Consider the following 21,849-nt stretch of genomic DNA (forward strand, 5'->3'; position numbering starts at 1 on the left):
CATCCCGCTGGCCCTGGTGACCTACACGGTCATCGGCAAGGGCGGCGGGGTGATGAGCCTGTCCTTCCTGACCGAGGACGGGTCGCCGCCACGGCCCTACCGGGTGGGTCACCGGCGGGCCGTCCGGCAGAGGTGAGCAGGGTCATTGGTCCCGGGCCCGTTCGGGCCCCTCGACTCTGCATTTCTCTGTACGACGAGCGGTAGTATCTACTACGTCTTGTAGTATAAGCAGCCTGGGGGTCGCAGGTGGACGCGTTGGACGTCGCCCGCTGGCAGTTCGGTGTCACCACCGTCTACCACTTTCTCTTCGTACCACTGACCATCGGTCTGTCCGTCCTGGTCGCCATCCTGCAGACCCTCTGGCACCGAACCGGCAACGAGAAATACCTCAAACTCACCAAGTTCTTCGGCAAGCTGTTCCTGATCAATTTCGCGATGGGTGTGGTCACCGGCATCGTGCAGGAATTCCAGTTCGGCATGAACTGGAGCGACTACTCCCGCTTCGTCGGCGACATCTTCGGCGCCCCCCTGGCCATCGAGGCCCTGGTCGCCTTCTTCCTCGAATCCACCTTCATCGGCCTGTGGATCTTCGGCTGGGACCGCCTGCCCAAACGCCTGCACCTGGCCAGCATCTGGGCCGCCGCCATCGGCACCAACCTGTCGGCCTACTTCATCCTCGCGGCCAACTCGTTCATGCAGAACCCGGTCGGCTACCGCTTCAACCCCGAAACCGGACGCGCCGAACTGACCGACTTCGTCGCCGTCCTCACCAACAAGGTCGCCCTGATCACCTTCCCGCACACCATCGCGGGCTCCTTCCTGGTCGCCGGAAGCCTGCTGGTCTCCGTCGCCCTGTGGCACCTGATCCGCAACCGCGACAGCGCCGACACACCGGCCTACCGCTTCGCCGCGAAATTCGGCTCCTGGGTCACCCTCGTCTCCGCCGTCGTCGTCTCCATCACCGGCGACATCCAAGGCAAGATCATGACCCAGGTGCAGCCCATGAAAATGGCCGCCGCCGAAGGCCTCTACACCACCGAAAGCCCCGCCTCGTTCTCCGTACTCACCATCGGCAGCCTCGACGGCAGCCGCGAACTGTTCGCCATCAAGATCCCCTACCTGCTGTCGTACCTCGGCACCGGCGACCCCAACGGCACCGTGCAGGGCATCAACGACCTCCAGGCCCTCTACACCGCCCAGTACGGCGCCGGCAGCTACACCCCGATCATCCCGGTCACCTACTGGAGCTTCCGCTTCATGATCGCCTTCGGGCTCGCCGCCGCCGCCATCGCACTCCTGGTGCTCTGGACCCACCGCAAGGGCCGCACCACCCCCAACAGCAAATGGCTGCTGCGCGCCGGCCTCGCCATGCCCATCCTGCCCCTGCTGGCCAACTCCTTCGGCTGGATCTTCACCGAAATGGGCCGCCAACCCTGGATCGTCTTCGGCGAAATGCTCACCCGCGACGGCGTCTCCCGCAGCGTCTCCCTCACCGAAGTCCTCACCAGCTTCACCGCCTTCACCCTCATCTACGCCACCCTCGCCGTCATCGAGGTCAAACTCCTGCTGCGCTACGCCAAGGCCGGCGTACCCGACGTCACCCCCGACCCCGAACCCGACGACACCGACGACACCGAGCGCCCGCTCGCCTTCGCCTACTGACCCGGAGCCCCATCGTGGAACTGACCACCATCTGGTTTCTCCTCGTCGCCGTGCTGTTCACCGGCTACTTCATCCTCGAGGGCTTCGACTTCGGCGTCGGCATGCTGCTACCCGTACTCGGCCGCGACGACCGCGAACGCCGCGTCATGATCAACACAATCGGGCCGGTCTGGGACGGCAACGAGGTCTGGCTGATCACCGCCGGCGGCGCCATGTTCGCCGCCTTCCCCGAGTGGTACGCCACCCTCTTCTCCGGCTTCTACCTGCCCCTGCTGCTCATCCTGCTGGCCCTCATCGCCCGCGGCGTCGCCTTCGAATACCGCCACAAGCGCCCCGAAGCCTCCTGGAAACGACGCTGGGACGCCGCCATCTTCTTCGGCTCCCTCATCCCCGCCATCGCATGGGGCGTCGCCTTCGCCAACATCCTGCGCGGCGTACCCCTGACCGCCGACCACGAATACGCCGGCGGACTGCTCAACCTGCTCAACCCGTACGCCCTGCTCGGCGGCGCCACCACCGCGGCCCTGTTCCTCACCCACGGCGCCGTGTTCATCGCCCTCAAAACCGTCGGCGACATCCGCGAACGCGCCGCCACCCTCGCCGTACGCCTCGGCATCGGCACCGCCGTGCTCGCCGTGGCCTTCCTCAGCTGGACCCTGACCATCCGCTCCAGCACCGCCGCCGTCGTCTTCGCCGTCGGCGCGGCACTGGCCCTGCTCGGTGGTCTCGCCGCCGCCAAGGTACGCCGCGAAGGCTGGGCCTTCACCGGCACCGCCGTGGCCATCGCCCTGGCCGTGGCCACCCTGTTCGCCGCACTGTTCCCCAACGTGATGCCCTCCACGCTGGACCCCGCCGGCACGCTGACCGCCGTCAACGCCGCCTCCACCCCCTACACCCTGAAGATCATGACCTGGGTGGCGGTCATCTTCACCCCGATCGTGCTCGCCTACCAGGGCTGGACCTACTGGGTGTTCCGCAAGCGCATCGGCGTCGCCCACATCCCACAACACTGACCGACCCATCGGGCCGGGGGACCACCACCCCGGCCCGATCCGGCACCATGACCACCATGCCCCGCCTACACACCCACACCTACGCCACCACCGTCACCTGGACCGGCAACCTCGGCACCGGCACCAGCGGCTACCGCGACTACCGCCGCGACCACGACATCACCGCCGACGGCCACCCGGTCATCCCCGGCAGCTCCGACCCCACCTTCCGCGGCGACCCCACCCGCTGGAACCCCGAAGAACTCCTCCTCACCGCCCTGTCCCAATGCCACATGCTCGCCTACCTGCACCTCTGCGCCGACAACGGCATCGTCGTCACCGACTACGTCGACCACGCCACCGGCACCATGACCACCGACAACACCGGCAACGGCCACTTCACCGAAGTCGTCCTGCACCCCCAGGTCACCGTCGCCGACCCCGACACCACCGACGCCGCCACCGCCCTGCACGACGACGCCCACCACGTCTGCTTCATCGCCAACTCGGTCAACTTCCCCGTCCGCCACCAACCGACCACCCGCACCACCTGACCGGACCTCACTATCGTCAGGCCGTGCAGCCCACCATCCGCGAACTCACCACCGACGACCTACCCGCCACCTGGCAGCTGGGCCGACTCACCTTCGGCTCCGACCCACAACCACCCCCACACCCCAGCACCCCACCCGCCGGCCGCACCAGCTACGGCGCCTTCGACCCGGTCGGCAACCTCCTCGGCAAAGCCGTCGACCTGCACGACGACCAATGGTGGACCGGCCGGACCGTACCCGCCGCCAGCGTCGCCGGAGTCGCCATCACCCCCGAAGGCCGCGGCACCGGCATCGCCCGAGCCCTGCTACGCGCCCTGCTGCACGGCGCCCACGAACGCGGCGCCGCCATCAGCACCCTCTTCGCCACCACCACCGGCCCCTACCGCGCCCTCGGCTGGGACGTCACCGGACAACTACGCACCCTCGACCTGCCCACCACCGCACTGCCCCGACACCAACGACCACCACACCTCACCGTGCGCGCCGGCACCCCCGCCGACCTGCCCGCCACCACCGACCTGTACCAACGCGTCGCCCACCACCGCAACGGCCTGCTCACCCGCACCCACCCCCGATTCACCACCGGCGACGAACTGCCCTACGACGGGCTCACCCTCGTCGAACACGACAACACCCTGGTCGGCTACGCCGGCTGGACCCGCGGCCGCGGCTACGGCCCCGACGCCGTCCTGACCATCGAGGACATCCTCGCCACCACCGCCGACGCCGCCCGCGCCCTCATCGGCGTACTCGCCAGCTGGCACAGCGTCACCCCCACCGTGCGGATCACCCCACTGCCCGGCGACGCCATCAGCGCCCAACTGCCCCTCGAACTCGCCCGCCAACACGAACACGACACCTGGATGCACCGCCCCGTCGACATCGTCCGCGCCGTCGAAACCCGAGGCTGGCCCGCCCACACCCGCGGACAGATCACCTTCACCCTCACCGACGACCTCGCCGACTGGAACACCGGCACCTGGCACCTCACCGTCGCCGACGGCCACGCCCACCTGCACCGCACCACCACCCAGGCCGACCTGCACCTGACCGTCCGCGGCTTCGCCCGCCTCTACACCGCCACCGCCACCGCCCGCACCCTCGCCGAAGCCGGCCTCCTGCACCACAACACACCCGACCCCAGCGCCCTGGACCTACTCGCCGCCGGCCCACCCGCCCAAGCCCTCGACTACTTCTAAGCACAGCAGGGCCCGGGGCGGAAGCCCCGGGCCCTGCTGTGACCTTGCCGATCAGCCCGCCTCGCGCAACTCCGCCAGCCGCGCCTCGATCTCCGCCAACTCCGCCCGCAGCTTCTCCGCCTGCCGCTCGGCCTCCGACCGCTCAGCCGCCAGGATCTGCTCCACCGCCTCGTGCACCCCCGGCACATCCACCAACGCCACCATCCGCAGCGCCTCCGCCGGCTTCACCACGTACGGCTTCGCCAACGCCTTCGCACCCTGCTGCGCCGCCACCGTCCACTCACCCTCGGCGTACGCCAACGTCACCGTCAAACCCGCCGGACCCTTCGGCTTCGCCGCCTTCACCGCCCGCCGCGCCGGCTTCGTCTCCACCGCCTCCACCTTCGACTCCTCCTGCACCTTCGGCTCCTCCCGACGCGGCTGCGGCACCCGATCCAACACGAACTCCGGCTCCGCCACCACCGGCTCGACCGGCACCGCCTCCACCTTCGGCTCCGCCGGCCGACGACCCGCACCACGCGGCGCCACCGCCACGTCAGCGGGGGAGAAGGGCAACTCGTCACGCCCGAACCGCACCACCACGAACTCGTCGGACACCGAAGGATCGGTCAACTCGACCACCTGACCCAACTGCCCGGCAATCTGACCCGCCGCCGCCGTGAACACCACCTTCGGCTTACGACCCGCGGCCAACGCCTCCCGGATGCCACGTACCTCGTCATCGGACAAACCCTGGTCAGCGGCACCCATCACACGACCTCTCCCTCGTACACGTGTTCAACCGCCTGCCTTGATACCAGCCGCCGCCGACAACCCGAAGATCAGCCCCCCAACGCCCGCAACGCCCGATCCGCGTGCTCGTTCATGCCCAGCTCACTGTGCACCACCTCGACCACCCGCCGATCCGTACCGATCACGAACGTCATCCGCCGCGTACTCAACGGCCCCAACGGCAACCACCGCCGCACCCCGAAACGCTCCGCCACCACACCGTCCGGATCCGACAACAACGGAAAGTCGAACCCGTGCCGACGCGAGAACTCCGCCTGCCGCGCCACCGAATCCCGACTGATCCCGACCCGCTGCGCGCCCACCGCAGCGAACTCCGCCGCCAAGTCCCGAAAATGACAACTCTCCGCCGTACACCCCCGCGTCATCGCCGCCGGATAGAAGAACAACACCACCGGACCGGACGCCAGGAACTCCGACAACCGCCGCACCCGACCCGTCTCGTCCGGCAACTCGAAGTCCTCGACCAGATCACCGACACCCACACCCGCCACCGGAACTCCTCACTCGACACCAGCAAACCCGCCGTGTGCTGGACCACACCACGCTGCCCACCGCACCGACCGTCACGGTAACGTCGCCGCCACCGGCCGGGACAGGGGGAGAGGACCAATGACACCCGTCACCGTCATCACCGGCGGCAGCCGAGGCATCGGCGCCGCCACCGCCCGCCGCCTCGCCGCAGCCGGCCACCACCTCGCCCTCGGCTACCGCAGCGACCACACCACCGCCGACACCGTCGTCACCGAACTACGCGCCACCGGCGTACGCGCCATCGCCGTACCCGCCGACACCCGCGACCCCGACCAGGTCACCGCCCTGTTCGACGCCGCCGCCGAACTCGGCCCCATCACCGGACTGGTCAACAACGCCGGCATCACCAGCCCGATCGGCCCCTTCACCGACCTGCGCCCGGCCGACCTGCGCGAAGTCATCGACGTCAACCTCGTCGGCTACATCCTCTGCGCCCAACAGGCTGCCCGCAGAATGACCGACGGTGCCGCCATCGTCAACATCTCCTCCGTCGCCGCCACCCTCGGCAGCCCAGGGGAGTACGTCCACTACGCCGCCGTCAAAGCCGCCACCGACGCCCTCACCATCGGCCTGGCCAAGGAACTCGCCCCACAGGGCATCCGGGTCAACGCCGTCGCCCCCGGCATCATCCGCACCGACATCCACGCCCTGTCCGGCCAACCCGACCGACCCGACCGCGCCGCCGCCCGCATCCCACTGGGCCGCCCCGGCGAACCCGACGAGGTCGCCGCCGCCATCACCTGGCTACTGAGCCCCGACGCCTCCTACACCACCGGCGCCATCCTCCGAGTCGGCGGCGGCCTCTGACATGAACGTCCGTATCGATGGCAGCCTGATGCAGCACCAGGATCACGGCGCCTGAGCGGCAACGGTCAACTCCACGCCGACCAGGGGACAGCCGACGAGAATCTCGCCGCCACCGCTCAACCTGCCCCGTAGCAGGAAGCGTCTACCTCCCATGCGCGCAAGAGCACGGTGGACGATATGGGCCACCCATGCCGGATGACGATGAGGAACGATTCCGCGAGTTCGTATTGCAACAGTGGGGGCCGTTGACCCGAACGGCCTATCTACTCACCGGTGACCGGGGCGTCGCCGAAGACCTGGTGCAGTCCGCGCTGGAGAAGACCCACCGGCGGTGGGGCCGCATTCTCCGCAAGGACGCGCCCGGGGTCTACGTCCGTCGGGTAATGGTCAACACCGCGGTGTCGTGGCGACGGCGCCGCCGAACAGTCGAGGTACCGCTACTCGACGCCGACGCCGTCGCTTCCCCCGACGACTATCACCGGGCGGAGAACCGGCATCAGTTGCTGCAGGCGCTGCGACGCCTCCCGCCGCGGATGCGGGCCGTGCTCGTCCTCCGGTACTTCGAGGACCTGAGTGAGGCGGACATCGCCCGAGTGCTCGGCTGCTCGACCGGAACGGTCAAGAGCCAGGCATCACGCGGGCTCGCTCGACTGCGCGCCGACCTGGAGCCGCCGTCCACGATCATCGAGACCAGCCTGCAGGAGGACCCAGCATGACCGCAGACGTGGAAACCGAGCTCCGCGACGCCCTCCGCGCCGAGGCTGACACAGTGGCCGTGATGGCGGATCCATGGCCACGTTTCAGGCGACGGGAGGCAGGCCACCGGAGCGTGCGCCGCATCCGCGCCGGTGCGATCGCCGGGTTCCTGGCCGCCGCCGTCGGATTTCAGACCAACCTGATTCCCCTCCCCGGATGGTTCCCCGGCATCGCCGTCGCCTCGTCGCCGTCACCGCTCGCGGACGGACCCGCCCGGGGCGGCCTCGCTGCCGACCACAACTGGATGGACGGCCTACGCAGGCAGCCCATCGACCTGCAGGATCCGGAGGGATGGTGGAGGATTACCGACCGCGACGCGATCCGGATCGTGTACGCCGACGACATACCCGGCCGCCGGATCGCGCTGGTCTTCGTCCCTCTGCGCCTAGGCATCATCACCGACTCGACGCTTGTCTGGTTCAGTGGCCCGCCCGGGGCCGAGCCGGAACAGATGCAACAGGCCGGCAACGAACCCGCCGACACGGCAGTGGCAACCTGGATGCAAAGCGACGCGGAGAACGGGGGTGCCGCGGTGGTCATCGGCCCCGCGGGTTCCACCGTGACGATCAGCGGGTTCTCCGGCTACTCGCCGAAGGGCGTAGTGGAGAGCCACCAGCTTTCCTCCTCGGTCGGTACGGGTATCGGTGTCACCTCGCTGCCACCCACCACTCTTGTCGGAGGGCCCGCGCTCGCTGCTCGGGTCACCAGCGGTGACACCGTCATCTACGAAGGCCCCGTACATGGCGGATGGAGCGGATCAGACGACAGTCAAGAGCCGACCGACGAGATGCTCACCGCCGCCATCCGCGACACCCGAGGACCCGTCATGGACCGAGCCATCCTGGCGCGGTTCGTCGGTCACGCGTTGCGGGACAGCCGGCTGTCCGTCCACGATGTCACGATCCGCGTGCGCTGGTGCGGCAAGATCAACGACAGGCCCGCCGCGCTGTTCACGATTCAACCCACGAACGGTGGCGTCATTGCCTACGCCATCCACGGCGACACCACCGGCTGGCGAACCGACCTGCGGCTGCTGCTGCCCGCCGACGGCGCCGAACAACGCCCCATCGCCTGGAGGATGCGCGCCGAGGGTGGGGACACCCGGACCGACCGCGTCAACGTGGTAGCCCCACCGGGAGCAGCCACCATAGTCGTCACAGTCGTGGAGGGCACGCCGACCCCGGTCACCCTCGACACATCCGGCTTCGGCACCACCACCGTCCCGCCGGACAAGCCCGCGATCGTCACCGCCCACGCCGCCGAGGGGACCACGCTCATGAGCACACCCGTTCCAGCCTTCGAAACCAACAGCGGCGGCCTACCCGGCGCCTCCACGAATACCCGAATCACCGGATAGCGACCACGCGCACCGGGTGGGTCCGGTCCGGCAAGGGCCGAACCCACCCGCGGAACGCCCGCCTCCCAGCGTCGAGACATCATTCGATAATTGACATTATGTAAAGCTGACCGGGAGCGGGGCCTCCCGGCAGGCGAGCGGCCCTCCCTGCCCGCTCGTAGCGCTTCTTGATGCGCCTCACCGAAGGACTGCAACGTCCGACTGCCGGCCGCCGCGACGGGTGACGCCCTGACGCGCACCCGACTCGCACAGGTGCGCATGATCCGCGACCGGCGCCCTGGCGGCACGCGGCCGGGTGCCGTCACCTTACGCACAGGTCCGCCCACCATCCCTGCCCCGGACCACGTGGACCACGGCTCGACGGCAGCGATGACGATCAAGTACGCCTGATCAGCAGCGAGGTTGTGTCGCGGCTTGCGCCTGGGTTAGGTCGTCGAAGTTGATTGTTGTGATCTTGAGGTGCTCCCCCGAGGTTGGCGGGCAACCCGAAAAAGGTGCATAATATGCCTTATGCATGACAAAACGGGTGGGATGGTCATCGAGCTGATCGAGGAGTTTCTGACTGCGCGGGCCACCCGTAAACCCTCTCCGCACACTCAGGCGGCGTACCGGCGGGATCTGACCGCGGTGGCAGCGCTCGCCGCGGAGTTGGCGGCCCCTCCCCTCCCCCTCGCTGATCTTCGGATCGGCGCGCTCTCCCCCGGGCTGCTGCGCACGGCGTTCGCGCGATTCGCCGTCGACCGGGCCGCTGCCTCGGTCGGGCGGGCCTGGTCCACCTGGAACGGCTTCTTCACGTTCCTGGTGGCCGAGCAGGTGGTGCCGGGCAATCCGATGCCGGCGGTGGGTCGCCCTCGGACCCCGCTCCCCCAGCCGAAGCCGTTGCGCGGTGAGGACACTCCGGAGCAGCTGCTGGCCTCGGCTGCGCGGGGCGAGGGGCGGCAGCGTGATCCGTGGCCGGAACGCGATGTGGCGGTGCTGGCGTTGGCGCTGTGCGCGGGGTTGCGGTTGTCGGAGCTGCTGGCGCTGCGGGTCGGTTCGCTGGGCGGTCGGCCGGGTGAGCGTCGGGTGGAGGTGGCCGGCAAGGGCGGGCGGCCTCGGGTGTTGCCGGTGGAGCCGGGTCTGGACGCGGTGCTGGCGGCTTATCTGGACAGTCGGGTGCGCCGGTTCGGTACGCGTACGGTGCGCCCGGATTCGCCGTTGCTGGTGGACCGGCGGGGTGAGCCGCTACGCCGGGGTGGGTTGCAGTATCTGGTGGAGTCCTGTTATCGGCGGGCGGGGATCGGTGACCGGGTGCCGCGTGGGGCGCGTCTGCATGCGTTGCGGCACACGTTCGCGACCCGGTTGGCCGAGGACGGTGCGGGGGCGGCGGAGATCATGCGGTTGTTGGGGCATGCGTCGTTGGCGTCGTCGCAGACGTACATCGAGGTCACGGCGGGCCAGCAGCGGGAGGCGGTACGGGCGAACCGTACGAACCGGGCTCTGGTGGGGTTGGTACGGCCGCGGACCGGTTGAGTGCAGCCGGCGTGCCGCAGCGGATGCGGGTCTACTGGCGGGTGAGGACGGTGGCCTCGGGTGCTCCGGGTGCTATGAGGGTGAGTTTGTTGCCGAGCAGGTTGAGTTTGCCGTCGAAGGAGGTGCGGAAGAGTCCGCAGTCCATTTCCAGGACGTATTCGGATCGGGCTGGGGAGGTGACGCGTCCGGGGCAGGACCAGTTCCGGTCGGTGATGGCGAAGGTGCCGTCGGGGCGGATGGTGAGGCTGCCGTTGTCGGGGGGTTCTCCGACCCAGGTGCCGGCGAGTTTGTTGAGTCGGGCGCCTTCGGTGAGGCCGACCTGGGGTAGGACGAGGGTGACCAGCACGGTGCCGCTGATGGTCAACAGGATGGCCGCGACGGCGGCGATGAGGATGACGGTGCCGGTTGTCGAGTGCGGAGTCCGTGCCGGTGGGTGGTCGCGGTCGGTGGTCGCCGTGTCGGGTGCGGGTGGGGTGTGGGTCGGGCGGTAGGGGTGCGGCAGGTTGTGGGTGAGTTGGTCGACGAGGTGTTGTAGTTCGGCGGCGAACTGCTGGTCGGCTTCGGCTTCGGCGGTCACGGCCTGGGTGGCGTCCCTGCGGGCGGCGGGGGCCGTGGGTTGGTTCTCCAGTTCCCTGAGCAGGCGGGCGCCGATGACGGAGGTGTTGAGTTTGCGGGCGATGCTGCGGTAGAGGTGGTCGACGGTGGTGTCGGTGAGGTTGCCGGTGCCGATGATCCGGTCTGCCACGGCTGCCACGGCTGTGTGAACGGCCTGGGCCAGTTCCATGCGTCCTCACCCCGCTGTCGAGTCTCGGCTAGATTGCCAACTGTCGATGACTAGATGTGGCGTAGTCAAGACCGGTGTCGATGGATGGTCAGCCGAGGTCGATCAGCAGGGGCCGGTGGTCGGAGATGGTCGACAGTGGGGTGCGTACTGCGGTGACCGGTGGTAGTCGGGTGAAGCCGCGCCGGTCGGCGAGGGCGTGGTCGAGTTGGACGCGGGGGGCTCCGGCCGGGTAGGTGGGTCGGCGGCCGAGCAGGTGCCAGCCGGTGGTGAGGCGGGTGGCCCAGGCGGGCAGGTTGAGGTCGCCGAGCAGGATCCGTGGGGCGGGCAGGGTGCGTAGGGCGCGGATGACCTGGCGGAGTTGGCGGATGTTCCAGCCGGGGACGAAGGACAGGTGGGTGGCGGCGACGGTGAGCGGGCCGTGTGGGGTGTCGAGGACGGCGGCGAGGACGACACGGGGTTCGTCGCGTAGCAGGATGAGTCCGCCGCCGGGGCCGGGTGCGTAGACCGGGGAGCGTACGGGGGCGGGGCGTAGTCGGGTGACCTGCCAGGTGGTGACGGGGTGGCGGGAGATCAGGCCGACGCCGTAGCAGGGTTCGCCGTGGCCGTCGTCGTCGTGGGTGAGCGGGCGGAAGGCTTCGCCGGGGGTGCCGACCACGGCGGCGGCGAAGCGGTGTTCGGGGGCGTGGAGGGCTTGGGCGGCGATGGCGGTGAGGTCCAGGTTGCCGCTGCGGGACTGGTCGCGGTCGACTTCCTGGAGGGCGAGTACGTCGGCGTCGAGGGCGGTTACGGCGGCGGCGAGGCGGTTCGGGTCGACCAGTCCGTCGGTCAGTGATCGTCCGTGCAGCAGGTTGAACGTGGCCAGGCGCACGGTGTCACCTTAGCGACGGTGGTGGCACAGTTTCGGAAATGCTGAGGGGCCTGTTCTGTTCGATGCTGGTTTTCGTGGCGGTGGGGGCGCTGGGGATCTGGGTGCGCAGGCTGCGGGGGCGGTGAGGCTGGCCACAGACGCCCACGTCAGAGGGGGTGCGGTGGGCAGAATGCGGCGCGTGGAGCTTGATCCGTTGACCGTTGCGACCCTGCTGACGGCTGCCGCGTTGGCCGGTTGGGTGGATGCGGTGGTCGGTGGTGGTGGTTTGTTGTTGTTGCCGGCGTTGCTGGTGGCCGCGCCGGGTATTCCGCCGGCGACCGCGTTGGGGACGAACAAGTTGGCGGCGATCGCGGGTACGGCGACGGCGGCGGTGACGTTCGCCCGCCGTACGAAGATCGATTGGGCGGTGGCGGGGCCGGCGTCTGCGTTGGCGTTGGTGTGCGCGGGTGTGGGTGCGGCGTTGGCTGGTGCGGTGCCGCCGTCGGCGTATCGGCCGGTGGTGTTGGTGGTGCTGTTGTCGGTGGCGTTGTTCGTGCTGTTGCGGCCGCGGTTGGGGGTGTTGTCGGTGCCGCAGCGGCGTACCCGGAAGCGGATCGTGGTGGCGGTGCTGGTGGCGGGGGTGGGTATCGCCGCCTATGACGGGTTGATCGGTCCGGGTACCGGCACGTTTCTGGTGTTGGCGTTCACCACGCTGGTGGGGGCGGATTTTCTGCACGGTTCGGCGATGGCGAAGGTGGTGAACGCGGGTACGAACGCGGGGGCGTTGGTGGTGTTCGCGGTGACCGGGAATGTGTGGTGGCTGCTGGGTGCGGCGATGGCGGTGTGCAATATCGCGGGGGCGATGGTGGGGGCGCGGATGGCGTTGCGTCGGGGTGCCGGGTTCGTGCGGGTGGTGTTGCTGGTGGTGGTGTTGGCGTTGGTGGCGAAGCTGGGGTACGACCAGTGGCTGGCCGGCTGACGGTGGGTGTCTGTGTCGTGTGAGGATCGGCGGATGCCGGTGCGCGCGGAACACGATCGGGCCGTGTTGGCGGGGTTGTTGGGTCGGGATCCGTTGCTGCACGCCTACGAGTTGGGTGACCTGGACGAGTTCTTCTGGCCGTACACGTCGTGGTTTCGGCGGGGTGAGGCGGTGGCGTTGCTGTACCACGGGGCGCGGCCACCGACGTTGCTGGCGTTGGCGCGGCCGGAGGGGGTCGCGGAGTTGGCCGGACTGCTGGGTGAGTTGGCACCGGTGTTGCCGGCCCGGTTGTGGGCGCACCTGTCTCCTGGTGTGGAGGCGGCGTTGGGTGGTGTGTTCCGGGTGGTGTCGGCGGGTGCGCATCTGAAGATGGCGTTGACGCAGCCGGGCCGGTTGGCGGCGGTGGCCCCGGTTGGGGAGATTCTGGGCCGTGCGGAGTTGCCGGCGCTGCGCGAGTTGTACGCGGTGGCGTATCCGGGTAACTGGTTCGATGCCCGGATGGTGGACACCGGCAGGTATGTGGGTGTGTGGGCCGGTGGTGCGTTGGTTGCGGTGGCGGGGGTGCACGTGTATTCGCCGGCCTACGGGGTGGCGGCGTTGGGCAATGTGACCACTCATCCGGCGTGGCGTGGTCGCGGGTTGGCTGCGGCGGCGGTGGCCCGGCTGTGTGGGTTGTTGTGCGCCGAGGTGGAGCATGTGACGTTGAACGTGAAGGCGGACAACGGTGCGGCGGTGCGGTTGTACGAGCGGTTGGGTTTCCGTCGGGTGGGTGAGTACGGGGAGTTCGACCTGTGCGCTGTGGGCTGTTGAGGGGTTTGCGGTCGCGTGGGTGGGCTGGTGGTCGGCAGAATGCGCGGATGACTCAGGCGACGTTGTGTACGGCCCGGCTGGTGTTGGTGCCGCTGGCCGATGAGCATCTGGCCGGTGAGGTCGAGTTGGACGCGGATGCGGAGGTGATGCGTTTCCTGGGCCCGGTGCGGTCGGCTGAACAGGTGCGTCAGGTGCATCGGCGGCGGTTGGCGGTGGCCGGGCAGGTGCCGGGGTTGGGGTTCTGGGCCGGTCTGGTCGAGGGTGAGTTCGTCGGTTGGTGGCTGCTGGAGCCGCCGCAGCGTGCCGATCAGGGGCCGGTGGTGGGGCAGGCGGAGTTGGGTTACCGGTTGGCGCGCCGGTGGTGGCGGCGGGGGTTGGCCAGCGAGGGGGCCCGGGAGTTGATTCGGTACGGGTTCGCCGGTCTGGGGTTGCGGCGGATTTTCGCCGAGACGATGGCGGTGAACGTGGCGTCGCGGGCGACGATGGCGGCGGTGGGGATGCGTTATGTGCGAACGTTCCACCAGTCGTGGCCGGATCCGTTGCCGGGGTCGGAGCAGGGTGAGGTGGAGTACGAGATCACCCGGCGGCAGTGGTCGGGGTCAGCGGCGGGGTGAGTCGTAGCGTCCGGCGCGGATCTCCCGCAGGGCGCGGCGGCGTACGTCGCCGCGCAGGGTGTCGACGTAGAGGCGGCCGTGGAGGTGGTCGGTTTCGTGTTGCAGGGCGCGGGCGAGGAAGCCGCTGCCGGCGATGGTGAGTGGTTCGCCGTGTTGGTCGAAGCCGTGGGCGGTGGCGTGCAGGGCGCGGGGGGTCGGGAAGTAGAGGCCGGGGATGGACAGGCAGCCTTCGTCGTCGTTTTGTAGTTCGTCGGACAGTTCGAGGGTGGGGTTGATCATGTGGCCGCGGTGGCCGTCGGCGTCGTAGACGAAGACCTGGGCGTTGACGCCGATCTGCGGTGCGGCGACGCCGGCGCGGCCGGGTCTGCCGAGCAGGGTGTCCATCAGGTCGGTGACCAGGGCGCGTAGTTCGGCGTCGAAGCTGGTGATCGGTTCGCTGGGGGTGCGCAGCACCGGGTCGCCGATGATTCGGATGTCCCGCATGGTCATGTCGGCAAGGCTAGTCGGTGACCGGTGGGTGGTGGGTGGGTGGCGGCGATCATCGGAGGGCGGCGCGTACGGGGCCGGTTTTGGCTGCTGCTTCGGCGACTTCGGCTTCGGGGTCGCTGTCCCAGGTGATGCCGCCGCCGGCCCAGACGTGGACGGATTCGCGGTCGACGGCGGCGGTGCGGATGGTCAGGCCCAGGTCGATGTGTCCGGGGCTGACCCAGCCGAGGCCGCCCATGCTGGCGCCTCGGCCGACGGGTTCCAGGGCGGCGATGTGGTGCAGGGCGGCCAGTTTCGGGGCGCCGGTGACGGAGCCGCCGGGGCAGACGGCGCGCAGCAGGTCGGCCAGGCCGAGGCCGTCGGCGATGTCGGCGCGGACGGTGGATTCGGCCTGCCACAGGTCGCACCAGCGGCGTACGGCGAACAGGTCGTCGACGCGGACGCTGCCGGTGGCGGCGATGCGGGCCAGGTCGTTGCGTTCCAGGTCGACGATCATGATGTGTTCGGCGCGTTCCTTGGCGGAGGTGAGCAGGTCGGTGCGGCCGGCGGTGGTGGCGGGGCGGGTGCCTTTGATGGGGCGGGTGGTGAGGGTGCCGTCGCGGACTTCGATGAGGGTTTCCGGGCTGGCGCAGCCGATGGCCCAGCCGGGGCCGGTCAGTACTCCGCCGTAGCGGGCGCCGGGTAGCCGGCCGAGGCGGGCCAGGGCGGGTAGGGGGTCGCCGGCGTACGGGGCGGCGGCGTGGCCGACGAGGTTCACCTGGTACACCTCGCCGTGGCCGATGGCGTGGCGGACGGCCTCGACGGCGGTGGCGTGTTGGTGTGGGGTCCAGCTTTCGGTCCAGGGTCCCCGCCACCAGCCGGCTGTCGGGGGTGTGGGTGGGGGTGTGTCGGTGTGGGCGTAGATGACGACGGCGAGGTCGGGCAGGTCGGCGGGGCTGGGCGGGCCGGGGGTGCCGCCGGCCATCAGGGTGCCGGCGGTGGCGGAGACGTAGAGGGCGGCGCCGCAGACGCCGTCGGGGTCGTGGGTGGGTGCGGGGCGGGCGAGGTCGTGCAGGTGCAGGCCGTGGGCGGTGAGGAATTCTTCGGCCTGTGCGGCGGGGTCGCCGCCGTCGGTGGGGCGCCATTGCCAGCGGGCGCGTTCGGTGAGCCGGCCGCGACAGGTGGTGGGGACGGCCGGCGGATCGACCACCATTTGTGGGAGCGCTTCCACGACGTCCGGGCGATTGGTGCTCATCCGTTCAGTGGATTTCCCATGCACCACGCGGACATCTGCTCGATGCCGCGCGCTTCCGCTTGGTACTGTGCGTCACTGGTCATGTGAACCATGACACAGTGCCCCCACAGTCCGGAGAACCCGATGTGCCAGCACCAACCCACCTGCCCCTCCGCCGAAGCCACCGACCGGGAAGCCGCCAAGGCCATCGCCTGTTTTCCTGAGCAGGGCTGGAGCCTGCTCTGCAACGGCGTCATCGTCTTCGAGGACACCGGCGAACTGCTGCCCGACGGCAGCAGCATCGCACCTCACCGCGGACCCGCCCGACACGCCCTCGCCGCCTGAAACGACCACGATCAGTCACGACCTTTCCCGCGTCGTCCCAGGCTAGTCCCCCGCCGCAGCGCCGGTCGCACCCAGGTCGGCGTACCGCCGGGGCGGCCACTACCGCCGCCCCGGGCACGTCCTGCGGCTCAGTCCTCGTACGCCTGCGGTGACGGACACGAGCACACCAGATTCCGGTCGCCGTAGCCGCCGTCGACCCGCCGCACCGGCGGCCAGTACTTCGCTACCCGGTCCACCCCGGCCGGATAGCCGCCCACCGACCGCGGATACGCGTGCGGCCACTGGTCACCGGAGACCATCGCCGCGGTATGCGGCGCGTTCACCAGCGGATTGTCGTCGGCCGGCCACTGCCCTGCCGCGACAGCGTCGATCTCCGCCCGGATGGCGATCATCGCGTCGCAGAACCGGTCCAGCTCGGCCAGGTCCTCACTCTCCGTCGGCTCCACCATCAACGTTCCCGCCACCGGGAACGACATCGTCGGCGCGTGGAACCCGTAGTCGATCAGCCGCTTGGCCACGTCGTCGACACTCACCCCGGTCGCCTTCGTCAACGGCCGCAGATCCAGGATGCACTCGTGGGCCACCAGGCCCTTGTTGCCCGCGTACAGCACCGGGAAGTGCCCACGCAGCCGCGCCGCCACATAGTTGGCCGCCAACACCGCCACCCCGGTCGCCCGGGCCAGCCCGTGCGCACCCATCATCCGCAGATACACCCACGGGATCGGCAGGATCCCCGCCGACCCGTACCGGGCCGCCGAGATCGCCGGCCGACCCTCGACCGGCTCCCCCACCGGATCACCGGGCAGGAACGGCGCCAGATGCGCCCGCACCGCCACCGGACCCACCCCCGGCCCACCACCACCGTGCGGAATGCAGAACGTCTTGTGCAGGTTCAGGTGCGACACGTCCGCCCCGAACCGGCCCGGCTTGGCGAACCCGACCAGCGCGTTGAGGTTCGCCCCGTCGACATACACCTGGCCACCGGCGTCGTGGACCTTCGCACACAGCGACGCGATGCCCGTCTCGTACACCCCGTGCGTCGACGGATACGTCACCATGATCGCCGCCAGGGCGTCGGCATGCGCCTCGATCTTCGCGTCCAGGTCGACCAGGTCGACGTTGCCGCCGGCGTCACAGCCGACCACCACCACCCGCATCCCCGCCATCACCGCGCTCGCCGCGTTGGTGCCGTGCGCCGACGCCGGAATCAGACACACGTTGCGGTGCGCCTGGCCACGGCTGCGGTGATAGGCGCGGATCGCCAACAGGCCCGCCAACTCCCCCTGCGAACCGGCGTTGGGCTGCACACTGACCGCGTCGTAGCCGGTCACCTCCGCCAACCAGCCCTCCAACTGGTCGATCATCTTGCGGTAACCGGCGGTCTGGTCGGCCGGTGCGAACGGGTGCAGATGCGCGAACTGCGCCCAGCTGACCGGCTCCATCTCGGTGGTCGCGTTGAGTTTCATGGTGCACGAACCCAACGGGATCATGCCCCGGTCCAGGGCGTAGTCCAGGTCGGCCAGCCGCCGCAGGTACCGCAGCATCGCCGTCTCCGAATGATGGCTGCGGAACACCGGATGGGTCAGGAAATCCGACGTACGCACCAACCCCGCCGGCAACGCCTCGGGCACCTGCCCCTCGACACCCGGCACCCCGAACGCCGCCCACACCTGCGCCAGATGCGCGTCGGTGGTGGTCTCGTCGCAGGAGATCCCCACCCGGTCGGCGTCGACCAGCCGCAGGTTCACCCCCCGCCGGGCCGCCGCCGCGACCACCTGCGCCGCCCCACCCGGCACCGTCGCGGTGACCGTGTCGAAGAACCCCACCTCAGGCACCGACACCCCGCCGGCCCGCAACCCCGCCGCCAGCCGCGCCGCCATCGCATGCGTACGCGCCGCGATGCGCCGCAACCCGTCCGGGCCGTGGTAGACGGCGTACATGCTGGCCATCACCGCCAGCAGCACCTGCGCGGTGCAGATGTTACTGGTCGCCTTCTCCCGACGGATGTGCTGCTCACGGGTCTGCAACGCCAACCGGTACGCCGCATCACCGGCGGCGTCCCGGGAAACCCCGACCAGCCGGCCCGGCAGCATCCGCTCCAGACCCGACCGGACCGCCAGATAACCGGCATGCGGCCCACCGAAGCCCATCGGCACACCGAACCGTTGAGTGGTGCCGGCGGCGATGTCCACGCCGATCTCCCCCGGCGCCCGCAACACCGTCAACGCCAGCAGGTCCGCCGCGACGGTCACCAACGCCCCGACGGCATGCGCGGCCTCGACCAGCGGCGCATGATCCCGCACCACCCCCGAGGCACCCGGATACTGCAGGTGCAGGCCGAAGAACTCCGCCGGCAACTCGTCGCGGTCCACGTCGACGACCCGCACCTCGATACCGAGCGGCTCCGCCCGGCCGGTGATCACCGCGATGGTCTGCGGCAGGGTGTCGGAGTCGACCACATACACCGCACTGGCGCTCTTCGACGCCCGCCGCGCCAAGGTCATCGCCTCGGCCGCCGCCGTACCCTCGTCCAGCATCGACGCGTTGGCGGTCGCCAGGCCGGTCAGATCCGACACCATCGTCTGGAAGTTCAGCAACGCCTCCAACCGGCCCTGACTGATCTCCGGCTGGTACGGCGTGTACGCGGTGTACCAGGCCGGGTTCTCCAGCACGTTACGGCGGATCACCGCCGGGGTGTGCGTACCGTGATAACCCAACCCGATCATCGACACGGCGACGGTGTTGTCGGCGGCCAGGGCCCGCAACTCGGCCAGGGCGTCGTGCTCGCCGGCCGGCTCCGGCAGATCCAACCGGCCGTGCCAGCGGATCACCTCCGGAATCGCCGCGTCCATCAACTCGTCGATCGACGCGTACCCGACGGTCTCCAACATCCGGCGCTCGTCGTCCGGGCCGGGACCGATGTGACGGTCGGCGAACAGTTCTGCGGTCATGGGCGGCGCTCCCGCGGGGGTGGGGGTCGACAGGTCGGCCCTCCCCCTCTGTCACACCACACGGGCGCTCCACAGTGCCTGTCCCGACGCGGTCCTTTTGCCTGAGAGGTTCCGGGGAGGATTTGCCCCTTCGGCGCCGACCCGGCTGCTGCCAGGGCGGTCTCTCCCACGTGGGTGCTACCGGCACGATCAACGCTACCAGCGCCCCCGCCGGCCCACACCGAACCCCCAGGCGTCGCCTGGCACACGGGCGGCGTTACCGGCCATCCGGCCGCGCCGAGGTCAACTGTCGGCGGCGTGCACCACCGCATCCGACACGGTCGGCCTCGACCCCACACCCAACAGCCGGTCAGCCAGGGCCGGCAACACCCGCCCCAACGGCGCATCCACCCGCACCCCGGCGTAACCGTCACCCCGGGTCGGCCCCTGGTTGACGATCACCACCGGCAGCCCCTGCTGCGCGGCACGCAGCACGAACCGCCGCCCCGACAACACCGTCAACGAAGACCCCAACACCAGCAGCAGACGCGCCCGCTCCACCATCGCGAAACACCGCCGCACCCGCTGTGCCGGCACCGTCTCACCGAAGAACACCACATCAGGTTTGAGGAGCCCACCACAGGCCAGACAGTCGACGGTACGGAACCCGGCCACCTCGGCGGCACCCAACTCCACGTCACCGTCCGGGTTGATCGCCGCCGCCCGCCCGGCGAACCCCGGGTTCACCGCACGCAGCCGCCCATCCAGATCCAACCGACTCGTACGCTGCCCACACCCCAGGCAAACCACCTGGTCGAGACGGCCGTGCAACTCCACCACGTCCCGGCTGCCCGCCGCCGTGTGCAGACCGTCGACATTCTGCGTGATGATCGCCGAAACCAGGCCGGCGTGCTCCAGGCGGGCCACCGCCCGATGCCCGGCGTTCGGCGCCGCCCCGGCGATCAGCCGCCACCCGAGATGGCTACGCGCCCAGTACCTGCGGCGGGCCTGCGCATCCCCCACGAACATCTGATAGGTCATCGGTGAGTGCCGGCGGGCCGCACCAGTGGACCCCCGATAGTCGGGAATCCCCGACTCGGTGGACAACCCCGCCCCGCTGAGCACCACCACGTCACCACCGGCCATCAGACGCGCGACCGGCTCGATCACATCCTGCACCCGACCCATGCTGCCTCAGCCGACAGCAACCGCCCACCCGCCGCACCCCGGACAGCGGCACCGACCAGCGGAAACCTCAACCAGCCCGGCGCCGGGCCCGCCGCGCCGCCAACTCGTCGCCCACCAGCTCCCCCGCCGCAGGCTCCTGGGCCGGCTGATCCACCACCCCGGCCGCCGGCTCCGCCGGAAGATGCGACAACGACCCCTGGATCTCCTTGAACGCACCACCGATCGCGATGCCGAACACCCCTTGGCCACCCTGCAACAGGTCGACCACCTCCTCCGGAGACCGACACTCGTACACCGTCGTTCCGTCAGAGATCAGAGTGATGCCGGCCAGATCCTCCACCCCACGCGACCGCAACGCCTCGATCGCCTTACGGATGTTCTGCAACGACACCCCGGCGTCCAACAGCCGCTTCACGACCTTCAACACCACCAGGTCGCGGAACGAGTACAACCGCTGCGTACCCGAACCCGACGCGTCCCGCACACTCGGCACCACCAGCGCCGTACGCGCCCAGTAGTCCAACTGCCGGTAGCTGATGCCCACCGCGTGGCACGCCGTCACACCCCGGTACCCCACCGCACCGTCACTGTCAGTTGCCGACCCGGGCGTCCCACCCGACTCGTCCCACCCCGTAACCGGATCGGAATCTCGCGGCTCGTGCATCCGGACAACCTCCCCGTCAGTGCGGTGACACGTCGTTCCGAGACGTGCACCCCTCGACACGGGCAACCCTATAGCGACCGTCCAGGGTTACCACGGAGAAACCATCGCGACACGCCGCGCATCGACAGCGACGAGCATCACCATCACCGACAGTCACCATCAGTGTGGAGCTGCGACAACCAGCCCACCACACCCACAGACCACCAGCTCTAGCCGGCGAAATCCTCCGGACGAACCTGCTCCAGGAACTCCCGGAACTTCTCCACCTCGTCCTCCTGCTCGTCGGGAATCACGATCCCCGCCTCACTGAGGACCTGCTCGGCACAACGAATCGGCGCACCGACCCGCAACGCCAAAGCGATCGAATCACTGGGCCGCGCCGAAACCCGCACCCCGTCACCGATCAACAGATCAGCGAAGAACACGTTCTCCTTCAGCTCAGTGATCTCCACCGCCCGCAACGGCGCCTTCAACGCCGTCAACACATCCCGCAGAAGATCGTGGGTCAACGGCCGGGCCGGCTTGACACCCTGCTGCTCGTAAGCGATCGCCGTCGCCTCGACCGCGCCGATCCAGATCGGCAGATAGCGGTCCCCCTCGACCTCCCTGAGCAGGACGATCGGCTGGTTACTGGGCAGCTCCACCCGAACCCCGACCACGCTCAGCTCGCGCACCGCCGCCTCCGTGTCGTTGTCACCTACGCCGCACCGCGCCCTTCCCTGCACGGTACACGGACCGCGACACGGCCGTCCCATGCGCTTCCCGCACCAACAACCGCGCCAGAAGAGGGGTTACCCCCGCAAGCCTACGCCACGCCCCGGCCAGCC

At 69.6% G+C, this 21,849-nt stretch carries 22 protein-coding genes and 1 riboswitch; of the genes, 12 read left to right on the forward strand and 10 right to left on the reverse strand.

From position 1 onward, the window contains the following. Window positions 1-246: 246 nt before the first annotated feature. Genes AB0M35_RS20035 through AB0M35_RS20050 form a run of 4 tightly spaced genes read left to right on the forward strand, consistent with a single transcriptional unit; the run spans window position 247 to window position 4,407 of the window. Entirely contained in the window at window positions 247-1,662 is a 1,416-nt protein-coding gene (locus tag AB0M35_RS20035; RefSeq protein ID WP_363747053.1) for a cytochrome ubiquinol oxidase subunit I, read from the forward strand. 14 nt (window positions 1,663-1,676) lie between these two features. Beyond that, a complete protein-coding gene (gene cydB / locus AB0M35_RS20040) occupies window positions 1,677-2,675 on the forward strand; it encodes a cytochrome d ubiquinol oxidase subunit II (protein ID WP_363747054.1) in 999 nt (332 codons plus the stop codon). 47 nt (window positions 2,676-2,722) lie between these two features. Then, window positions 2,723-3,208, forward strand: coding sequence for an OsmC family protein (locus AB0M35_RS20045; protein WP_363747055.1), 486 nt, complete (start codon window positions 2,723-2,725; stop codon window positions 3,206-3,208). A gap of 23 nt (window positions 3,209-3,231) precedes the next feature. Then, a complete protein-coding gene (locus AB0M35_RS20050; protein ID WP_363747056.1) occupies window positions 3,232-4,407 on the forward strand; it encodes a GNAT family N-acetyltransferase in 1,176 nt (391 codons plus the stop codon). Window positions 4,408-4,458: 51 nt separating this feature from the next. Here AB0M35_RS20050 and AB0M35_RS20055 read toward each other — a convergent pair whose 3' ends face one another. Further along, window positions 4,459-5,157: a hypothetical protein gene (locus AB0M35_RS20055; RefSeq protein WP_363747057.1), complete on the reverse strand. Its 699-nt coding sequence runs from the start codon at window positions 5,155-5,157 to the stop codon at window positions 4,459-4,461. 71 nt (window positions 5,158-5,228) lie between these two features. Beyond that, a complete protein-coding gene (locus AB0M35_RS20060) occupies window positions 5,229-5,690 on the reverse strand; it encodes a peroxiredoxin (RefSeq protein ID WP_363747058.1) in 462 nt (153 codons plus the stop codon). 118 nt (window positions 5,691-5,808) lie between these two features. Here AB0M35_RS20060 and AB0M35_RS20065 point away from each other — a divergent pair, with 118 nt between their 5' ends. From AB0M35_RS20065 to AB0M35_RS20080, 4 genes are all read left to right on the forward strand, one after another. After that, complete coding sequence (locus tag AB0M35_RS20065) at window positions 5,809-6,537, forward strand: SDR family oxidoreductase (protein ID WP_363747059.1); 729 nt, start codon at window positions 5,809-5,811, stop codon at window positions 6,535-6,537. 188 nt (window positions 6,538-6,725) lie between these two features. Continuing rightward, entirely contained in the window at window positions 6,726-7,253 is a 528-nt protein-coding gene (locus AB0M35_RS20070) for a SigE family RNA polymerase sigma factor (protein WP_363747060.1), read from the forward strand. Further along, window positions 7,250-8,650: a hypothetical protein gene (locus AB0M35_RS20075; RefSeq protein ID WP_363747061.1), complete on the forward strand. Its 1,401-nt coding sequence runs from the start codon at window positions 7,250-7,252 to the stop codon at window positions 8,648-8,650. Before AB0M35_RS20070 ends, AB0M35_RS20075 begins: the two co-directional genes overlap by 4 nt. Window positions 8,651-9,160: 510 nt before the next feature. After that, window positions 9,161-10,162: a tyrosine-type recombinase/integrase gene (locus tag AB0M35_RS20080; RefSeq protein WP_363747062.1), complete on the forward strand. Its 1,002-nt coding sequence runs from the start codon at window positions 9,161-9,163 to the stop codon at window positions 10,160-10,162. A 31-nt stretch (window positions 10,163-10,193) separates the two neighbouring features. Here the strand turns inward: AB0M35_RS20080 and AB0M35_RS20085 are convergent, their stop codons facing one another. Beyond that, complete coding sequence (locus AB0M35_RS20085; RefSeq protein WP_363747063.1) at window positions 10,194-10,946, reverse strand: hypothetical protein; 753 nt, start codon at window positions 10,944-10,946, stop codon at window positions 10,194-10,196. 88 nt (window positions 10,947-11,034) lie between these two features. Beyond that, window positions 11,035-11,814: an endonuclease/exonuclease/phosphatase family protein gene (locus AB0M35_RS20090; protein ID WP_363747064.1), complete on the reverse strand. Its 780-nt coding sequence runs from the start codon at window positions 11,812-11,814 to the stop codon at window positions 11,035-11,037. Between the two features lie 169 nt (window positions 11,815-11,983). Here AB0M35_RS20090 and AB0M35_RS20095 point away from each other — a divergent pair, with 169 nt between their 5' ends. From AB0M35_RS20095 to AB0M35_RS20105, 3 genes are read left to right on the forward strand one after another with little or no spacing between them, the layout of a single operon-like run. Further along, window positions 11,984-12,772 carry a TSUP family transporter gene (locus AB0M35_RS20095; RefSeq protein WP_363747065.1) on the forward strand — a complete coding sequence of 263 codons (789 nt, stop codon included), beginning with the start codon at window positions 11,984-11,986 and terminating at the stop codon, window positions 12,770-12,772. A gap of 33 nt (window positions 12,773-12,805) precedes the next feature. Next, the gene (locus AB0M35_RS20100; RefSeq protein WP_363747066.1) at window positions 12,806-13,582 is read left to right on the forward strand and encodes a GNAT family N-acetyltransferase; all 777 of its coding nucleotides are present in this window, start codon (window positions 12,806-12,808) and stop codon (window positions 13,580-13,582) included. A 47-nt stretch (window positions 13,583-13,629) separates the two neighbouring features. After that, window positions 13,630-14,196, forward strand: a complete 567-nt coding sequence (locus tag AB0M35_RS20105; protein WP_363747067.1) for a GNAT family N-acetyltransferase — start codon at window positions 13,630-13,632, stop codon at window positions 14,194-14,196. On the opposite strand, the gene def is transcribed toward AB0M35_RS20105, so the two are convergent. Both def and AB0M35_RS20115 read right to left on the reverse strand, forming a co-directional pair. Continuing rightward, window positions 14,182-14,685, reverse strand: coding sequence for a peptide deformylase (gene def / locus AB0M35_RS20110; RefSeq protein ID WP_363747068.1), 504 nt, complete (start codon window positions 14,683-14,685; stop codon window positions 14,182-14,184). The genes AB0M35_RS20105 and def overlap by 15 nt on opposite strands. Before the next feature lie 49 nt (window positions 14,686-14,734). Next, a complete protein-coding gene (locus tag AB0M35_RS20115) occupies window positions 14,735-15,943 on the reverse strand; it encodes a chorismate-binding protein (protein WP_363747069.1) in 1,209 nt (402 codons plus the stop codon). A gap of 96 nt (window positions 15,944-16,039) precedes the next feature. Between AB0M35_RS20115 and AB0M35_RS20120 the strand changes: the two genes are divergently transcribed. Next, window positions 16,040-16,240: a DUF5999 family protein gene (locus AB0M35_RS20120; protein ID WP_131299502.1), complete on the forward strand. Its 201-nt coding sequence runs from the start codon at window positions 16,040-16,042 to the stop codon at window positions 16,238-16,240. A gap of 128 nt (window positions 16,241-16,368) precedes the next feature. Here the strand turns inward: AB0M35_RS20120 and gcvP are convergent, their stop codons facing one another. The 4 genes from gcvP to AB0M35_RS20140 form a co-directional block, all read right to left on the reverse strand. Then, window positions 16,369-19,191 carry an aminomethyl-transferring glycine dehydrogenase gene (gene gcvP / locus AB0M35_RS20125; protein ID WP_363747070.1) on the reverse strand — a complete coding sequence of 941 codons (2,823 nt, stop codon included), beginning with the start codon at window positions 19,189-19,191 and terminating at the stop codon, window positions 16,369-16,371. Window positions 19,192-19,270: 79 nt separating this feature from the next. Beyond that, window positions 19,271-19,370, reverse strand: a riboswitch (glycine riboswitch). Between the two features lie 103 nt (window positions 19,371-19,473). Then, the gene (locus AB0M35_RS20130) at window positions 19,474-20,358 is read right to left on the reverse strand and encodes an NAD-dependent protein deacetylase (RefSeq protein WP_363747071.1); all 885 of its coding nucleotides are present in this window, start codon (window positions 20,356-20,358) and stop codon (window positions 19,474-19,476) included. Between the two features lie 67 nt (window positions 20,359-20,425). Beyond that, window positions 20,426-21,022 (reverse strand): MerR family transcriptional regulator, encoded by a 597-nt coding sequence (locus tag AB0M35_RS20135; RefSeq protein ID WP_363747072.1) that lies wholly within the window; start codon window positions 21,020-21,022, stop codon window positions 20,426-20,428. Between the two features lie 209 nt (window positions 21,023-21,231). Further along, on the reverse strand, window positions 21,232-21,696 hold the full coding sequence (locus tag AB0M35_RS20140) for a bifunctional nuclease family protein (protein ID WP_363747073.1): 465 nt from the start codon (window positions 21,694-21,696) through the stop codon (window positions 21,232-21,234). Window positions 21,697-21,849: the final 153 nt, after the last annotated feature.

Origin of the sequence: Micromonospora sp. NPDC051196 (assembly GCF_040682415.1) — a bacterium.
In the GTDB taxonomy this organism is placed as follows: Bacteria; Actinomycetota; Actinomycetes; order Mycobacteriales; family Micromonosporaceae; genus Micromonospora.